The organism is Candidatus Binatia bacterium, from assembly GCA_036504975.1.
Lineage (GTDB): Bacteria > Desulfobacterota > Binatia > UBA9968 > UBA9968 > JAJPJQ01.
The window spans coordinates 1-16,020 of record DASXUF010000181.1 but is presented as its reverse complement, the minus strand read 5'-3'; the positions used below and the strand labels follow the sequence as shown (position 1 = coordinate 16,020).

General features: G+C 57.5%; 13 protein-coding genes. 10 read left to right on the top strand and 3 right to left on the bottom strand.

The features are described 5' to 3' along the window. On the bottom strand, nucleotides 1-1,070 hold a 1,070-nt coding region (locus VGL70_22330; protein HEY3306267.1), incomplete at its 3' end, for a hypothetical protein. 372 nt (nucleotides 1,071-1,442) lie between these two features. Between VGL70_22330 and VGL70_22325 the strand changes: the two genes are divergently transcribed. The 9 genes from VGL70_22325 (at nucleotide 1,443) to VGL70_22285 (ending at nucleotide 9,816) form a co-directional block, all read left to right on the top strand. Next, a complete protein-coding gene (locus VGL70_22325; protein ID HEY3306266.1) occupies nucleotides 1,443-2,444 on the top strand; it encodes an ABC transporter substrate-binding protein in 1,002 nt (333 codons plus the stop codon). 142 nt (nucleotides 2,445-2,586) lie between these two features. Continuing rightward, nucleotides 2,587-3,213: a TetR/AcrR family transcriptional regulator gene (locus tag VGL70_22320; protein HEY3306265.1), complete on the top strand. Its 627-nt coding sequence runs from the start codon at nucleotides 2,587-2,589 to the stop codon at nucleotides 3,211-3,213. Further along, complete coding sequence (locus VGL70_22315; GenBank protein HEY3306264.1) at nucleotides 3,210-3,983, top strand: efflux RND transporter periplasmic adaptor subunit; 774 nt, start codon at nucleotides 3,210-3,212, stop codon at nucleotides 3,981-3,983. Before VGL70_22320 ends, VGL70_22315 begins: the two co-directional genes overlap by 4 nt. 2 nt (nucleotides 3,984-3,985) lie before the next feature. Next, complete coding sequence (locus VGL70_22310; GenBank protein HEY3306263.1) at nucleotides 3,986-4,948, top strand: ABC transporter ATP-binding protein; 963 nt, start codon at nucleotides 3,986-3,988, stop codon at nucleotides 4,946-4,948. Beyond that, the gene (locus VGL70_22305) at nucleotides 4,932-6,074 is read left to right on the top strand and encodes an ABC transporter permease (protein ID HEY3306262.1); all 1,143 of its coding nucleotides are present in this window, start codon (nucleotides 4,932-4,934) and stop codon (nucleotides 6,072-6,074) included. The genes VGL70_22310 and VGL70_22305 overlap by 17 nt, the downstream gene beginning before the upstream one ends. A gap of 78 nt (nucleotides 6,075-6,152) precedes the next feature. Continuing rightward, complete coding sequence (locus VGL70_22300; protein HEY3306261.1) at nucleotides 6,153-6,518, top strand: hypothetical protein; 366 nt, start codon at nucleotides 6,153-6,155, stop codon at nucleotides 6,516-6,518. A gap of 130 nt (nucleotides 6,519-6,648) precedes the next feature. Further along, on the top strand, nucleotides 6,649-7,164 hold the full coding sequence (locus VGL70_22295; GenBank protein HEY3306260.1) for a hypothetical protein: 516 nt from the start codon (nucleotides 6,649-6,651) through the stop codon (nucleotides 7,162-7,164). 28 nt (nucleotides 7,165-7,192) lie between these two features. After that, complete coding sequence (locus VGL70_22290) at nucleotides 7,193-8,668, top strand: DegQ family serine endoprotease (GenBank protein ID HEY3306259.1); 1,476 nt, start codon at nucleotides 7,193-7,195, stop codon at nucleotides 8,666-8,668. Between the two features lie 587 nt (nucleotides 8,669-9,255). After that, nucleotides 9,256-9,816 carry a hypothetical protein gene (locus tag VGL70_22285; protein ID HEY3306258.1) on the top strand — a complete coding sequence of 187 codons (561 nt, stop codon included), beginning with the start codon at nucleotides 9,256-9,258 and terminating at the stop codon, nucleotides 9,814-9,816. Between the two features lie 3 nt (nucleotides 9,817-9,819). On the opposite strand, the gene VGL70_22280 is transcribed toward VGL70_22285, so the two are convergent. Beyond that, nucleotides 9,820-12,099: a hypothetical protein gene (locus tag VGL70_22280; GenBank protein HEY3306257.1), complete on the bottom strand. Its 2,280-nt coding sequence runs from the start codon at nucleotides 12,097-12,099 to the stop codon at nucleotides 9,820-9,822. A gap of 597 nt (nucleotides 12,100-12,696) precedes the next feature. Between VGL70_22280 and VGL70_22275 the strand changes: the two genes are divergently transcribed. Further along, nucleotides 12,697-13,518 (top strand): metal-dependent hydrolase, encoded by an 822-nt coding sequence (locus VGL70_22275; protein ID HEY3306256.1) that lies wholly within the window; start codon nucleotides 12,697-12,699, stop codon nucleotides 13,516-13,518. 18 nt (nucleotides 13,519-13,536) lie between these two features. Here the strand turns inward: VGL70_22275 and VGL70_22270 are convergent. Continuing rightward, a partial coding sequence (locus VGL70_22270; protein ID HEY3306255.1) for an ATP-binding protein occupies nucleotides 13,537-16,020 on the bottom strand: 2,484 nt, incomplete at its 5' end.

Genomic DNA, 16,020 nt, shown 5'->3' with positions numbered 1-16,020 from the left:
TCGCCGATCTTGGCATCCAGCTTCTTCTTCAGAACCGACGCCTCCGTGTGGAGATCGCGATGATTTTCCTCGGCCTCGGCCTTCAGCGCCTGAGCTTTTTTCTCCGTCTCTTCGAGCTTTTGCTTGAAAGCGGCGAGCTCGGCATTCCGCTTCTCTAAAAGACTTTCGCGGTCTTTCAGTCGCCGGTCAAGTTCATCGATCTTGGCATTCAGCTCTTGTTCGAGCTTTTTCTTGAGGGTCGCGGCTTCGGTCTGGACATTGCGCTGGGCTTCCTCGGCCTGCGCCTTCAGCGCCTGGGCTTTTTTCTCCGCCTCTTCCGCCGTGAGCCTGAAACCGGCTATTTCATTGTTCCGTTTTTCAAGAAGATTTTCACTCTCCTCGAGCCTATATTCGAGCCCTGCGATCTTGGCATTCAGCTCTTTTTCCAGCTTTTTCTTGAGGGCCGATACCTCGGTCTGGACGCTGCGCTGCGTTTCCTCGACTTGTGTGTCCAGCGCATGGGCTCTTTTTTCCGCCTCTTTTGCCTTTTGCTTGAGATCGGTGATTTCACCGTTCCGTTTTTCTAGTAGCCTCTCGCTGTCCTCCAGCCGATCTTCAAGCTCATCGATCTTGGCATTCAGCTCATTCTCCGCTTTTCGCTTGAGTCCCGACTCCTGGCTGTTGAAACTTCGCTGAGCCTCCTCGGCCTGGGTCTCCAGCGCATGGACCATTTTTTCAGCCTTTTTTGCTTTTACCTTTAGCTCGGCAATTTCAGCGCTCCGCTTCCTCAAGTTCTCTAAAAGGACTTCCTGATCCCGTTCTAAAAAGAAATAGGTAAAGACTCCCAGCAATACGAGCAAACATCCAAACAAATGGTAAACCGTCTGCACCAGGAAATCTTCGCTTGTAAGCGAGAGCAGATCGCCCCGAAAGGCATAGTAAAGCCAGAACAAAAGAAACAGGTAAGATGTTAAAAGGGATAATCTGACCCTGCGGTTGATAAGAAAAAAACTCATCAGACCGGCATAGAGCGCGATTTGCCAGACGGGAATGGGCAGATTGAACTGAAATAGCTGTTGAAAGGTCGGCATATATTATTCGAGAAAAGATCGCCGGTCGTCGCTACGCCTATCAGCCGGGAAAGGCGATGATTCTCAAGTTTTGTTAACCGTTTAGCACAGCAAAAGACAGGCCAAATATCCCCATGTTATCGGATTCATAAATCGCTGATTCACTTGAGGAATTTATGTTTTCCGGCGAATATTCTCTGCTGTATCAAGAACAAAAAGCGGAAAGGTACCGAAATACGGAATGATTTTGACCATGGTATTAAGATGCAGACCCCCGGGGGATGGGCACCGTGCACACCTGCATCGGCTTGACCGCCGGAGCCCTGGGAAATATGTTAAGCTCTTCCGCAATGCCACCAAGCCGGCGGCCGTTGCCCTTCTTAAGGAGACTCTATGCGAGCAAAATCTTGGGCGCTTCTTTTGTTCAGCGCTCTTTGGGCCGGCAACAACGCATCGTGGGCTCAGGCCAGGCTTCCCTTGGAGAAGATGCGCTTTGTCTATAGCGCCATCGGCGGTTCGCAAAGCTCGGTATGGATACCGCATGAGGCGGGCATATTCAGGAAGCATGGGCTCGATATCGAGCTGCTCTACGTCGGCGGCGGTGGGCGGGCGGCCCAGGTCGTGCAATCCGGAGAAGTCCCGATGGGGATTTTCACCGGCGGCGCCGTGGTGAACGCAAACCTGGCTGGCGGAGATCTCGTCGTGGTCGCCACGGGGATGAACGTCATAACCTTTTTTCTCATCGCCCGGCCGGAGGTTCGATCCATCGAAGACCTCAAAGGAAAGAAAATCGGCGTCACCCGCTTCGGCTCGGCGACCGATTTCGCGCTCGGCTACAGCGAAAACAAATGGCCGATCAAGCGCGGGCGCGACTTCACCGTGATTCAGATGGGCGGCATGCCCGAGATGATGCAGGCGCTGAAGAGCCGGGCCCTGGACGCGGCGACGCTCAACGCCGAGTTTGCCATTCTAGCGCGGAAGGAAGGTCTAAAAGAGTTGGTCGATATGTCTACCCTGGGGCTCAGCTTTCCAACTTCATCGATCGTAACCACCCGATCATTCATCAAGCGAAACGAAAACGCCGTCAGGAAATTCGTCCGCGGCTTCGTCGAAGGCAGTCACTTCGCCAAGACCGAGCGCGCCGCCAGCGTCGAAGTTTTTAGAAAGTATATCCGCAACGACGACCGCGAGTATTTGAACGGCCTCTACGACCTCTACGTCCTGCGCTACGTACCCAAAATCCCCTACCCTTCTCCGGAGTCGATCAAGACCGTCCTCGATCAGATGGCGGAGAAGGACCCGCGCGCCGCCGCAGCCCATCCCGACCAGTTTATCGACGCCCGCTTCTTCCAGGAACTTGAGAAGGAAGGCTTCATACAGAAATTGTGGCAATGATCGGTTGGAGTTGAAGTTTTTCAAGGGTCTCGCGTTTTAGATTCCCACTCAAACCCCGCAATCTTGTGCGTCATTGGCACGGCCTCAGTTGCTTCTGGCGCTGGAAACTGATAATACCAAAATAGTTTCCTTAGTATAATCTATGCCCACGCGGGTTAAGAAGCGAGAATCGCCGGGCGACGATTCCACATCGCAGAGGATTATCGCCGCGGCACGACGCTATTTTTTCAGCCACGGCTTTCGCGGCGTCACGATGGACGATCTGGCGGAGGAGTTGGGGATGAGCAAAAAAACGCTCTACGCCGGGTTTCACAGCAAGAGCGCGCTGCTGGAAGCGGTTGTGGAAGAGAAGTTCCGCACCGTGGAGGCCGATTTCAAGCGGGTTGTATCCGAGCGGCCGGCTGACGCTCTTGAAAGCCTGCACCAACTGCTCGCCTGCGTGCAGCGTCACACCGAGGAAATTCAGCCGCCGTTCGTGCGCGACATCCAGCGTAACGCGCCGGAGATATTCAAACGGGTGGAAAGGAAGCGCCGCGAACTGATTCAGCGCTATTTCGGCCGGATTTTCGATGAAGGACGAAGAGAGGGAATCATACGCAAAGACATCCCGACCAAAGTAATGATCGAGATTCTTCTAGCCGCCACCGAAGGGGTCGTAAACCCGCGCAAGATGGCCGAACTCGGCCTAACGCCGAAGACCGGCTTTAACAGCGTCATATCGATCATTCTAACGGGAGCGCTTACGGAAAAACACGGGTCGAAACCATGAATCGATTTGCCCTAGCGCTGCTCTATATCGCGGCCGGTCTCGCCGCCCTCTTCAATTTCTCGGCCTGCAAAGGCTCGGACGGCGATAGCGTTCAGGGTTACGTCGAAGGAGAATTCGTTTACGTCGCCTCTGCGCTGCCTGGCGCGTTGGGGTCGCTGTATGTCCGCCGCGGCGCGCAGGTCAAGGCGGGCGATCCGCTTTTCGAGCTGGATGACGCCGCGGAGAAGGCTCAGCGGGACCAAGTGCGCGCTGCGCTGATGCTTTCGGAAAGAGAGTTCGAGCGGCTGGAAAAGCTCGCCCGGGCGAATCTGATCGCCATGGCGGACCTCGACCGCGCCCGAGCTGCGCGCGACCAGGACCGCGAGCGACTAGCGAAGGCTGAATGGGAGCTCTCACAGAAACGCCAGAGCGCGCCGCAAGCGGGTCTCGTCTTCGACACTTTTTACCGGCCGGGCGAATGGGTTGCCGCCGGCCGGCCGGTCGTCGCCATCCTGCCTCCTGAGAACACCAAAGTCCGCGCATTTGTGCCCGAGGCCCGAGTCGCGATGATTCATCCTGGCGATAAAGTCCGGGTCACCGTGGACGGACTGGCCGAGCCTGTTGCCGGCAAGATCAGCTTTATTTCGCCGAAGGCGGAATACACGCCGCCGGTCATTTACAGCCGCGACATGCGCGACAAGCTTGTTTTCCTGGTCGAGCTGGCGTTCGATCCCGCGGTTGCAGCGAAGCTGCATCCGGGCCAGCCGGTGGACGTGCAATTCGGCTCTTGATCATGGCGCATCAACTCGCTCAAGACCCGGCGCAAAGTCTCGCGATCAACGTCCATCGAATGACCAAGCGGTTCGGCAATCGCACGGCGGTCAACAACGTCGACCTTCAGGTTCACGCGGGCGAGATCTGCGGCTTTCTCGGTCCCAACGGCAGCGGCAAGACGACGTTTATCCGCATGCTCTGCGGCCTGCTCCGGCCCGACGCGGGCAGCGGCGTCGTTCTCGGCCATGACGTGATCGGCGAGAGCGAGAAGATCAAGCTTCAAGTCGGCTACATGACACAACGTTTCAGCTTCTATGAAGATCTGAGCATCGCCGAGAACCTCGACTTTGTCGCGCGCATGTATTCGATACCTCATCGCCGGCAAGCCGTAGGTGAGAGCATCGAGCGGCTTGGTCTCTCGGCGCGGCGCAATCAGGTTGCCGGCGAGCTGTCCGGCGGCTGGAAGCAGCGCCTCGCTCTCGCGGCCTGCCTGATCCACCGGCCGAAGCTGCTTTTGCTCGACGAGCCCACCGCCGGAGTGGATCCCAAAGCACGGCGGGAATTCTGGGAGGAGATCCATCGCCTTGCCGCCCAAGGACTAACCTTCCTCATTGCGACGCACTATATGGATGAAGCCGAGCGGTGCCATCGGCTGGCTTTTATCGCTTACGGCAATCTACTGACCCAGGGCGCCGTCGGTGAAGTCATCGCCGAGGCGCATCTGACGACCTGGGCCGTCACCGGACCGAATTTGTTCAAGCTCGCAGAAGACCTGCGCGGTCGTTCCGGCATCGAGCAGGCCGTGGCTTTCGGCAGCGAACTGCACGTGAGCGGAGACGACGAAGCGGCGCTGGAGCGGGCCATCGCGCCGTTCCGGAAAGAACCGTATCGATGGCGACCCATCGAGTCCGGGCTCGAAGACGTTTTCATTCACTTGATGAACCGGTCGACGGATGATTTTTCTCATGCAGCGACGGCGTGAATTTTCCCTACGGCGCTTTTGGGCCATCGTCGTGAAGGAGTTCATCCAGATGCGCCGCGACCGGCTGACTTTCGGAATGGTCGTGGGCATCCCGCTGCTCCAGCTCGTTCTGTTCGGCTATGCCATCAATTCGGACCCGAAGCGCCTGCCCACCGCTGTACTGCTGGCGGATAACGGCCCGCAGGGCCGGAGCGTGCTGTACGCGATCCGCAACAGCGGCTACTTCGAATTCATCCGGCAAGTAAAGACCGAGGACGAAGGCCGCAAGGCGCTCGCGCGCGGCGAGGTGCAGTTCGTGATCAATATCCCGGAAAATTTCACCCGCGATCTTTTGCGCGGCAACCGTCCCGCCATTCTCGTCCAAGCGGACGCAACCGATCCGGCGGCGGCCAGCAATGCGGTCGGCTCCCTACGCGTGCTGCTCACCACCGCGCTGCAAAACGACTCTAAAGGGCCGCTCGACTTTCTCGTCGGCCCGGAGAGCCCGATCGACCTTAGGATTCATTCGCTCTACAACCCGGAAGCCGCCACGGAATACAACATCGTGCCCGGCCTGATGGGCGTCGTGCTCACGATGACCATGATCGTGATCACCGCGCTCGCGATCACGCGCGAGCGCGAGCGCGGGACCATGGAGAATCTTCTCTCCATGCCGACGCGCCCCCTCGAAGTCATGATCGGCAAGATCACGCCTTATGTCTTCGTCGGCTATATTCAAGTCGCTCTTATCTTCGCCGCGGCACGTCTCGCCTTTCATGTGCCGATCGTTGGCAGTCTGACGCTCTTGCTCGCCGTCGCCTTGATTTTCGTCGCGGCAAACCTGGCTGTCGGCATCACCTTTTCCACGGTCGCGGAGAACCAGCTCCAGGCGATGCAGATGTCGTTTTTTTTCTTTCTGCCGTCGATGCTCTTGTCCGGATTCATGTTCCCGTTTCGCGGAATGCCATACTGGGCGCAGGTCATCGGTGAACTTTTGCCGCTCACCCATTTCCTGCGCATCGTTCGCGGTATTCTTCTCAAGGGGAACGGCCTCGCCGACATAGCTCCGGAGATCTGGCCGATCGCGCTCTTTACCGCAATCGCCCTCACAATCGGGGTTAAGCGCTACCGCCAGACCCTGGACTAATATCCCGGGCCGAAGTCCGGGGCGGCGCGGCGGTTGACTTCGAAAAGTATAATGCTAGGCTAAAATTCGAGTGATCTCATGATGAGCCTAAAGAACACGTTCGCAGCGCTTGGCTTCGTCTGCTTCTCCAGTCTTGCGCTGTTGCCGGTCAGTATGACGGTTTGCGGGCCCATCACTTCGCGGATATTGCACGCGGCAAAAAAAATTCACCGCGTAAAGCCAGCCCTGTTTCCGGAGCTCGGAGTCGCCCAGCCGGTCAGGACCTCGGTCAAGAGAGATATGCTCCGCGCGGAAGCGGATCCTCTGCGGAATTTATTCGAGCAGATCGGCGGCAGAATCCTGCCGGTGCTCGATGCCGATGGATCCGGCGGCCGTCTGATCAAGCGGTTCATCCGCAGCGTTAAAGTTTCCACTTTCGTCTTTCAACCCGTTCTGAACCTCTGATTCCCTGCGCGATCGCGTTGGCTCGCGGCCTGGCGATGGTCTCAACGTTCGCAACGCCGATGTCGTTGCTCGGCTCGGAAGCGGCAGGGTATCCTTTTGGGGTACGGTTTCAATTTAGAGGAGGTTTCAGATGTCCATTAAAGGAAAAAGAGGTGCGCTGTTTTCTCAGCGCATTCAGTTATCCCCCGGCGGTCTCCCGGCGCGCAATGCAGCCGTGGAGGATAAGACATTTTCTCTGTTTCAGCCGGATGTTCTCATTCCCAGCCAGTATTTGGCGAACACGAAGAGCAAGACCTATCGCGAGCCGGAAAAAAAGCTCATGTTGGCGGTTCTCGAGGACGCTCTTTGGTGTTTCCAAAACGGCCTGATCTCCAGGAACAATAAGAGAAAGCGTGGCTTGTACAGCGAAGCCGAAGAGTGGATCATGGAAGAGAGCGGAGACCGCCTTTTTTCGTTCAACGAAATTTGCGAGCTGTTGGGTCTCGAGCCGAGATATCTCCGCAAACGCCTCGTGCGCTGGAAGGAAGAAACGCTGCGCGGGCGGGGCCGAATGGAGGCGCATCGGCCGGGCCGTGGTCGAGACAGGAATATTCCGGCGCGGTCCGGGGAAAAAAGACGCCGCTACATGAGCGCGGCAGGGTTCTAGTCTGACAAAGACCTCACAAGGAGAAAACATGAAAAAGAAAAGCTTCAACGTTTATACATGGATCGCCGTCGGCGTTTTCGTCTCGGTCCTCGGGCTCACCGCGGTCGAGAGCGTCGATCGGCTCTTTCCCGGCTCGCCTGGCCATGCACAGATCGCTCAAGCCGCCGCAGCGCCGGAGGCGCGCGGCTTGCCGGACTTCACCTCGCTCGCGAAGAAGCTGACGCCGGTCGTCGTGAACGTATCGACGACTCAGTCGAGAGAAAGGGACTTGGAGCGCGGTCCCGGAGGCCAATTTCAGCCGGGAGACCCGCGGGGCGAGTTCTGGCGCAGGTTCTTCGGCGGTCCAGGTCCGCGGGGACCGTCGTCTCGTCAGCAGAGTCTGGGCTCGGGCTTTATCATCGACCGCGACGGTTCCATCATCACCAACAATCACGTGGTCGAAAACGCCCAAAAGATACTCGTCAAGCTAGCGGACGGAAGAGAGTTCGAAGCCAAAACGATCGGTAGAGATCCCAGGACGGACATCGCGATCATCAAGATCGACGCCAAGGGCGATCTTCCCGTCGCGCCGCTGGGCGATTCGGACCGCCTCGAAGTCGGTGAATGGGTGATGGCGATCGGGAACCCATTCGGTCTGGACAGCACCGTCACGGCCGGCATCGTGAGCGCCAAGGGGAGGCACATCGGGGCCGGACCTTATGACAACTTCATCCAGACCGACGCCTCGATCAATCCGGGAAATTCCGGCGGGCCGCTGATCAATCTGCGCGGCGAAGTGGTGGGAATCAATACGGCCATCTTCAGCCAGGGCGGCGGCAACATCGGCATCGGCTTCGCCACGCCGATCAACTCGGCCAAGGAAATCGTGCCGGATTTGAAGAGCAAGGGAAAAGTCACCCGGGGCTGGCTGGGAGTCTCGATTCAGAACGTAACACCCGATCTCGCCAACACGCTCGGGCTCGAGCGCTCCAGAGGCGCTCTGGTCGCCGAAGTGCTGAAGGACGGTCCGGCGGAGCGCGCCGGCATCAAAGTCGGCGACGTGATCGTCGAATTCGAAGGACAGGAGATCAAAACTTCGAACGACCTGCCGGCGATCGTCGCGCGCATCTCACCCGGAAAGCAGGCCCGCGTGAAGCTCCTGCGCGATAAAAAGGAGCTTGCGATTCCGGTCACCATCAGTGAATTGAAGGAAACCGAGGTCATGGCATCGGCCCAGGGCGAAAAGGGAGAGCTGGGCTTGACCGTGCAGAGAGTGACGCCCGAGCTGGCCGAAAGCCTGGGAATGGACAAGGCTCAGGGTGTAGTTATCACGTCCGTCGAGCCGGGCAGCTCGGCGGACGAAGCGGGGCTACGGCAAGGCGACGTCATCGTCGAGGTCGACCGCAAGCCCGTCCGCGACGTGGCCGAGTTTCGCAAGACCTTGGCCGCCACGAAAAAAGGCCAGCGGGTCCTATTTCTCGTCCGCCGCGAAGGCAGCACCGTGTTTGTGGCGTTGAGGAAGTGAAGTAAGGGGTCAATCCTTTAGAGAGGTTATCCGCCGGGGGAGCGAGCCCGCTCCCCCGGCGAATACTGCCACTTTCCAATAATGGCAGCCTTTTTACACAATGGCCTCGCCGCTTTCGAATTTGTCTCTAATCTGAGCCAGTGTCATTCCCGTCTTGAGCTTGAGGTGGGGCTTATCAATCAACGATGTCCACTCGCCTCCCCATTCCAATCCGAATTGTTTCCCGATTGCGCCGACGCTGTCATAGAACAGAGACTCTTCGAGGTACTCATCACCGCTGAACAATCCAACGTACCAGGCAAGAGCGAAATTGTGATTCGACTCGCCAGGTTCCGCATAGGTGACGATCTTTGCTCGAACGCGCGCAATGCCGCCGTCGTCAGGGGACCGGCGTCGCCGTCGACGATTTAGACCCGGCTTGCGAGCAAGCCTCTGGATATTTTTGTCTGCAGGAGGTATTAAATTAAAGGATGTTAAACAATTGGGCCGCCTTAGAAAACCTCAGCGGTTTATTTTTGACCGGTTGCAAAGGTAGGCGCAGCGGTTCTTAAATCAAGGATATGCAAGAAGCTCCGCAGTGGCGACAAGTGTCAGAGTTTCAGGCGGATTCGCTCGTCGATTGGTTTCGTTTCGTGGACGATCAAGCGAGGCGATCAGGACTGCCCGTGCTTCGTCTGCAAGCGGGCAGCGACAAACTCGCCTTGGTCGCACCGTTGCAGGCTTTTTGCACCGCGACGGTTCCCGGTCTCAGATGCAGCGTCGACCCGCAATACGAGCCGCTGATCGAGAATGACGATCGGCTTTTGTTCCTGTCGAGTGCCGATGCCCTGTACTCGGTCGATGATATCCTCTCGACCGTGGCGCGGCAGGATGCGCGATCGGAAAGAGCGGAATGGATCGCTCTCCCCGCGGCATGGCGGGAGACGACCTCCCTGCAAACCTCCGGGAGCATAGGCCAGAAAGCCGGACTGCTCGTTTTCGCAGGCCCCGCGGGAGTTCAGTCCGAGCTGGAACTCCGGCTGCTCGGCACGGCGATCCTATCACGCCAGCTGCGCCGGGCGAGCCCGCGAACGAAGATTCTCGAAGGGCCCGATAACTTGCGGCGGCGCGAGTCGTGGTTTCGCGGCAAATCCGGCGGCCGCAGATAACTGTTAACGTTGGATCTTAAGCCGCCAGATGCTTCGACCGTAACTAGCCGCGCTCAACGAGTCGGTGGCGCTATGATACACCAGGTCCACCACGCTGACGTGGGGCAGGTTGCCGGTCAAGTTTTGCCAGGTTTCACCAAAATCGGGTGAAAAGAAAACGCCCACGTCGGTCGCCACGTAAACTTCCGCTGGAAATTTCTCCGGAATAGCAAGGCTGTTGTGCGGCACATCGGGCAGACGGCCACGGTCGACATCCGCCCAAGTTACGGCACCGTCGAGCGATCGATAGACGTGAGGCCGCCCAAAGTTCGCCACCGTTGCGATCACGTGATCCGCGTTGACCGGACTCGTAATGAGTCGCGTGATCTTGAATTTGGGCAGCGTCGCGCTGGATAAGTCGTCGCTCCATGTGTTGCCTCGGTCCAGGCTGCGATGAATTTCACCGGACTCGGTGCCCACGTAAATTCGCTTCGGGTCCGCAGGCGCGACCTCGATGGCCGAAATCACATCATGGAAGAAATCGCTGACGGCGCTCCAGCTATTTCCGTCGTTGTCTGTTCGCCACACTCGTTGGGAAGCTGTGAAGACTCTTTTGGAATTCGAGGGGTCCATAGCAATATAGGCCATCCAAACGGCGTCCCGTTCCTCTTTCGTCGCTGGAGGAGAGACCTCTTCCCATTTGCCGCTGGCTGACGGAAATCGAACAAGGGTTAAGTTGTAGACCGAAGCGTATATGTGGTTTTCGTCCTTGGGGTCGAAGACAAGGAACCCGCCGTCGCCGCCGGTGACATCGAAAAATTGGTCCGCCGCTCCGTTAATCGTGATCGGTGATCCGTTGTCCTGCACTCCCCCGCCAAAGTATTGATCATTGGTCTGTGCCACGTCCAAGTCGTAAAACATCGTAGCCGCAAGTCCGTTGCTCCGGTTGGACCAGGTTTGGCCTCCGTCCTCGCTCACGTCCATCCCGCCGTCGTTCATGTCATAGACCCGGCCGGGTTTTTGCGCCGGCATGAGAAGAGCGTGGTGATCGGCGTGAGCGTAGCCGGGCTGGCCGCGGTCTTGCTCCCATCGGGTGACGAGTCGCCAGGTCTTACCGCCGTTCTTGGTCAAATGAAGATCGACTCCCCCGCAGAGCACGTGATTCGGGTCCTGAGGATGAACCGCGATCGTATTATTGTAGCTCATCTGGACTTCGTAATCGGAGGCCTCGGTGCCGATCTGTCTCTTATAGTGGAAGTATTTTCCATGGATGCCCTTCCATTTGCTTCCCCCGTCGTCGGAACGAAACACGCCCAGAACTTTCGCGTGACTATCCGCCGCCAGGGCATAGAGGATCGAGGGCTTGGATGGGGCGATGGCGAGGCTTGTCCGATTAAACAACTCGGGAGGCGGCAACCCGTTCGTCAAATGAACCCAGTCTTTGCCACCGTTCGTCGATTTCCAAATCCCATTTTTCGATCCTTGCTCGGTCACCGTTACATAAAGAGTGCCCTGCTCTGCTGGATGGAAAACAATCGCGTGGCATCGGTACTCGGAGACGGAAATAAAATCCAGCCGCTTCCAAGTCCGGCCTGCGTCGAAAGATTCGTACAGGCCGCCACGCCCGCCCAACAAATGCTCGTTCGGATAATGGTGCCCTACGCCGCCGACCAGCACATGATTGGAGTCGAACGGGTCGATGGCGATCGCCCCAATCCGCGGGGGCAGGCCGGTGCTGTTTGCGGGCGCGATAAGCTGCCACGTCGCGCCGCCATCGGTGGTCTTGTATAGGCCGACTCCAGGGTATGAATCCGCCGACAGATTCGCCTCACCGGTTCCACAGTACAGAACGGAATGATTTTTAGAATCGATCGCCAACACGCCGATGTTCAGCGACTCTTGTTGGTGCCAAAGAGGTGTCCACGTTTTCCCGGCATCCCTGCTTTGCCACACGCCGCCGCCCGCGGCTCCCGCCCAGATCATATCAGCATTTTCAGGATCCGACGCCACGCACGTCATGCGGCCGCCGATGTTCGACGGCCCAACGGGCGTCCACTGCGATGCTGCCGGATGAGACGCTAGAGTGCTCATCGCGCGCCGGCGTTGCTCCACCAGTTGCTGCACCGGCGCGTCGCGCAGCGGCCATGCGGTGCGGTTGCGGAACCACTCGCTTCGCGCCTTGTGTGTCGTAACGCGGAAACGACCGGATTCCACTTTTTGCTTGCGGCGCTTTAGACGTAACTTTTTCGCCCGACTAACTCCCGAAACCTGAACACCCCTGGTTTTCTTCCTGCGCTCGGCCATAGGAGCCTCTCCTTTCTAAACAGTAAATAAGAATTTCGGGAATGATTCTGAAGTTTTTCAAACGTTCGCCGTGAGAAACCACTCCGGACAAGGGTGTGCCCTCGACGATGTTCCGGAGTTGAGAATCGGTCTTAACCGATTCAATTTATTTTAGTCGACACTATTCTACCTCTGATGATTCGCTGGAATGCATCCAAGACATACCAGGTAGCCAGAAAGGCGAAACATTCTAACGTGAAACTGTGGAATTTGTAGAATAGCTCCGCGATGACAACCGTGACGCCTAGTACTGGAACTTGCTCCAGGAGAATATCCCTAAGCGACAATGCGCGGATCAGTGCGTACATATTTCCCTCCTTGTCGGTATTTGGCGACAACCCATCCAGCGATCTAACCCATCCGATAGAGTCGCTAATAAGCGGCTTCGATGAATAGGATAAATTTATGGATGCGTCAAGAGAAAAATAAAGGCCGATCGGAAGCCGCGATCCACTCTATTTGAGATTCGTCGTCGCTCCAGTTCAAGATTTCAATGCAGCCTGGAAATCTTTTGAGACTTCCGGTATGGAAGCATTGGCGCGTAAAATAGGAGGACTTATGAAGCGGGCGATTCGGACACTGTTCGTCGTTTTGGCGCTCTCTGCCACCTCAGCCTGGGCGCAAAGCGGTAAAGTTGAACTCTTGTGGCTCGGGCAGTCGGCCATAAAGCTCACCACGCCCGGCGGGAAGGTGATCGTCATCGATCCTTATCTCACGAAAAATCCGAAGACGCCGGAGCAATACAAGAACCTCGACGCGCTGGGCAAGGTGGACCTTGTTTTGGTCACGCACGCGCATGGCGACCATCTCGGCGATGCGCCCGATCTGGTGAAAAAAAACAATGCGCCGCTATGGGCGCCGGCGGGCCTCGCGAGCGCGCTTGTGTCACTCGGCGTGTTGCCGCAGGAACTTGCGAACCGGATGAGCCAGGGCGGCTCCATCACTCCGTTCGGCCCGGGCGGTGTGAGAGTCACTATGGTTCACGCCGAGCATAATTCCGAGCTGTCCTGGAACAATCCCGCCACGGGAAAGGCTGAGACGCATTTCGGCGGCGAGCCCTGCGGTTACATCATCCAGCTCGAAAATGGTTTCAAGATCTATCACATGGGCGACACGGGATTGTTCGCCGACATGAAGATGATCGCCGAGTACTACAAGCCCGATCTCGTTTTGATTCCGATCGGTGGCGGACAGTTTGTGATGAATCCGGTGGATGCGGCGTACGCGACTAAAACTTATCTAAAGCCGAAATACGTGCTCCCCTTCCACTACGCCACGAACCCTTTCTTGGTAGGCACGCCGAATGAATATATTAAGGCGCTGGGCAAGACGACTACGAAGGTGTTTCCGATCAACCCGGGCGAGAAGCTGGAGTTCTGACGGCGATTCGCTCGCGCACTACGCCACCTCCACCAAGCTCGTAGCGACCGGCTGAGTCTCGCGCAGCGGCAGAATCAAGCTGAACACGCTCCCCTTCCCCACTTCACTCTTCACTTCGACTCTTCCGCCGAGCGAAAGAGCTAGCTTCTTACTGATACTCAGCCCCATGCCGGTGCCGCCGTACTTCCGAACATTGGAGCGCTCGAGCTGGCGGAAGTCCTCGAAGATCGCCTCCTGGTTGTCCTCGCCGATCCCGATACCCGTATCGGCAACCCAACACTCGACGAACGGTCCGCCTTCTTCCAACATTCGCCTGACGACGCCCACGGCGATCTCCCCTCTTTCCGTGAACTTGACGGCATTGGTCAAGAAATGCATCAAAACCTGCTGAAATTTCTCCGGATCGGTGAGAATGGCCTCTATCGACGGATCGATCTGCGCCCGGAATCGTATCGGTCGCTCTTTGATCAGCCGCCGCGCCATGATCTCCAGCGCTTGAAATACTTCGGCGATCTTCATTTCTCTCAAGGCGACGCTTAGACTGCCGCTTTCCATGCGACAGAACTGCAAGAGGTTATCCATAAGCTGCGAAAGCTCGTGGCCGTGGTTGGCGACGCGATCGAAGATCTCGCGCCTGTCTCCGGAAAAATCCGGATCGCGCAGCACCTCGGCGTAGCCCAGGATGGTGCAGACCGGCGTCCTGAGCTCATGTGAGATGTTGGCAACGAAATCTTTTTTCTGCCGGTCCGTTTCGAGCAGCTTCCGGTTCAACGCTTGAGCCTCGTCATACATCCGCCGGTAATTCTCCTTCGCGCGCTCGGAGTCCTCGAAGAGCATCCCGTTCTCCAAGGCAAGAGCGAGCTGATCGGCCAGGTTGCATAAGAGCCCGAAATCGTCGCCGTCGTAGCCCCGTCCGGAATGCCTACGTCCGAGAGCGACAAAACCCACGACCTGATCCTGGAAGACGATCGGGATGACAAGCTCGGCTTTCAACGCGCCAAAAATGGACTCGAGCTCGCTCTGCTGCTCTCGGCCGAGCGCCTCCGCGCTCCATTCGCCGCGGGATAATCCTTTCTTGGTCGATCCATAACACTTCGACCAGATCGCCTGCAGACGGACGAACGTCTCCCGAGCGGCATCGCCCGCTACACCAAGAGACGCGATCGACGATTTGTCGGGATGCTCCGGGCGAAAGCAGAGACCCGCGGACGCAATCTTCATCCGATCCGTAATCAGGCCGATGAACTCCTCCGCCACGGCCTGCGGTCTTGAAAGCGATCTCAGCAGCGCGCTTGCTTCGCTCTGAAGCTCGGCCGGATCGTACTCCTTCCGGTAGACATAACGATCGACCGCATTCTCGATCGAGCGCAGAAGCGGATTGAAAATCAGAACGACCAGAATTGAAAACGTGAGCGGTACGAGCGAGTCCTGGCCGAATATCCCGGCGCCTACGCCCAATGAAGAAACCAGCAAGACGTAAAGCAGCAGCAGCACTCCGGCCAGCGCGGCGCGCGCCAGGCCCGCCTTGACGATAACGTCCAGATCGAAAAGGCTATATTTGAGGAGCGCATAAGCGACGGAGAGAGGAAAGAAAACCGTAGGAATCAATGACAGGTTGTAAGGGATTTCCCACAAGAAAATGATCGTCATCACGGTGCCCAGGGTGGAGAGGAAGAATCCGAGAAGAGCGCCGATCAGAATAATCCGCAACCGCGATCGCTCCAGGTCGGTAGCCGGGTTTCCGAGCCCGGCCCAAAGAAGCCCCACGAACGCAAGCGAAGCTAAAAAGGTAAAAGCGTAAACCGACCGCAATCCCCAGCGCCACAGATCGAGCGAGCCATGGAAGGTCAAGCTGTAGGCGAGCCCGAGCGCGATCGATATGCCGTAAATCAAATAGAGCCAGCGCCGCGCGCGTTTCAGCCGGTCGAATCCGCCGACCAAGGCAAGCCCGAGGTGAAGGGCGGCGCCGGGAGTAAGGGTCAGAGCAAATACCCGGACTTCCTTCGGCAGATAGTACGTCGTCATAAAGTCGAAGGTCGTCGTGAACCATACAAAGACGGCGCTCACCATGAAAAACAGCGGCGCGGCGGCGGGCGAAGCGGCGCGCATATAGAAGGGCGTAAATCCGATGACCAGAAAGCCCAGTCCGGCGAGGAGATACGTGCCGAAGCTCAGGAGCCAGTCGTGAAAAGTAAACTTCATGGAAGGGATCCTGAGCTGAAGGATCTTTCCGTCCTTTTCCACGTTGTATAGAAATACGCTGCCGGGTGGCGAATCGCGCACCAAATCGTAAATCATCCGCGAATCGCTCAACGGCTCGCCTTGCACGGTCAGTATCCGATCGAGATACTTAAGCCCCTCTCTGTTGCCGGTCCACTGCGGAAGGGAATAGGGAGCAACCGTCAAATTGTCGTAGACGAAGAATCCTGGAAAGGACCGATTGACCCACTGCAAAGAGGAGAGCAATGCGCCGACGACCGCGAGGAGAGCGCAGAGCGCGAC

Bases quoted from the DNA above. Each gene is read 5' to 3' on its own strand.
- VGL70_22310 (HEY3306263.1), top strand. From the start codon at position 3,986: ATGGCGCATCAACTCGCTCAAGACCCGGCGCAAAGTCTCGCGATCAAC.
- VGL70_22300 (HEY3306261.1), top strand. From the start codon at position 6,153: ATGATGAGCCTAAAGAACACGTTCGCAGCGCTTGGCTTCGTCTGCTTC.
- VGL70_22315 (HEY3306264.1), top strand. From the start codon at position 3,210: ATGAATCGATTTGCCCTAGCGCTGCTCTATATCGCGGCCGGTCTCGCC.
- VGL70_22290 (HEY3306259.1), top strand. From the start codon at position 7,193: ATGAAAAAGAAAAGCTTCAACGTTTATACATGGATCGCCGTCGGCGTT.
- VGL70_22325 (HEY3306266.1), top strand. From the start codon at position 1,443: ATGCGAGCAAAATCTTGGGCGCTTCTTTTGTTCAGCGCTCTTTGGGCC.
- VGL70_22295 (HEY3306260.1), top strand. From the start codon at position 6,649: ATGTCCATTAAAGGAAAAAGAGGTGCGCTGTTTTCTCAGCGCATTCAG.
- VGL70_22280 (HEY3306257.1), bottom strand. From the start codon at position 12,099: ATGGCCGAGCGCAGGAAGAAAACCAGGGGTGTTCAGGTTTCGGGAGTT.
- VGL70_22320 (HEY3306265.1), top strand. From the start codon at position 2,587: ATGCCCACGCGGGTTAAGAAGCGAGAATCGCCGGGCGACGATTCCACA.
- VGL70_22305 (HEY3306262.1), top strand. From the start codon at position 4,932: ATGCAGCGACGGCGTGAATTTTCCCTACGGCGCTTTTGGGCCATCGTC.
- VGL70_22275 (HEY3306256.1), top strand. From the start codon at position 12,697: ATGAAGCGGGCGATTCGGACACTGTTCGTCGTTTTGGCGCTCTCTGCC.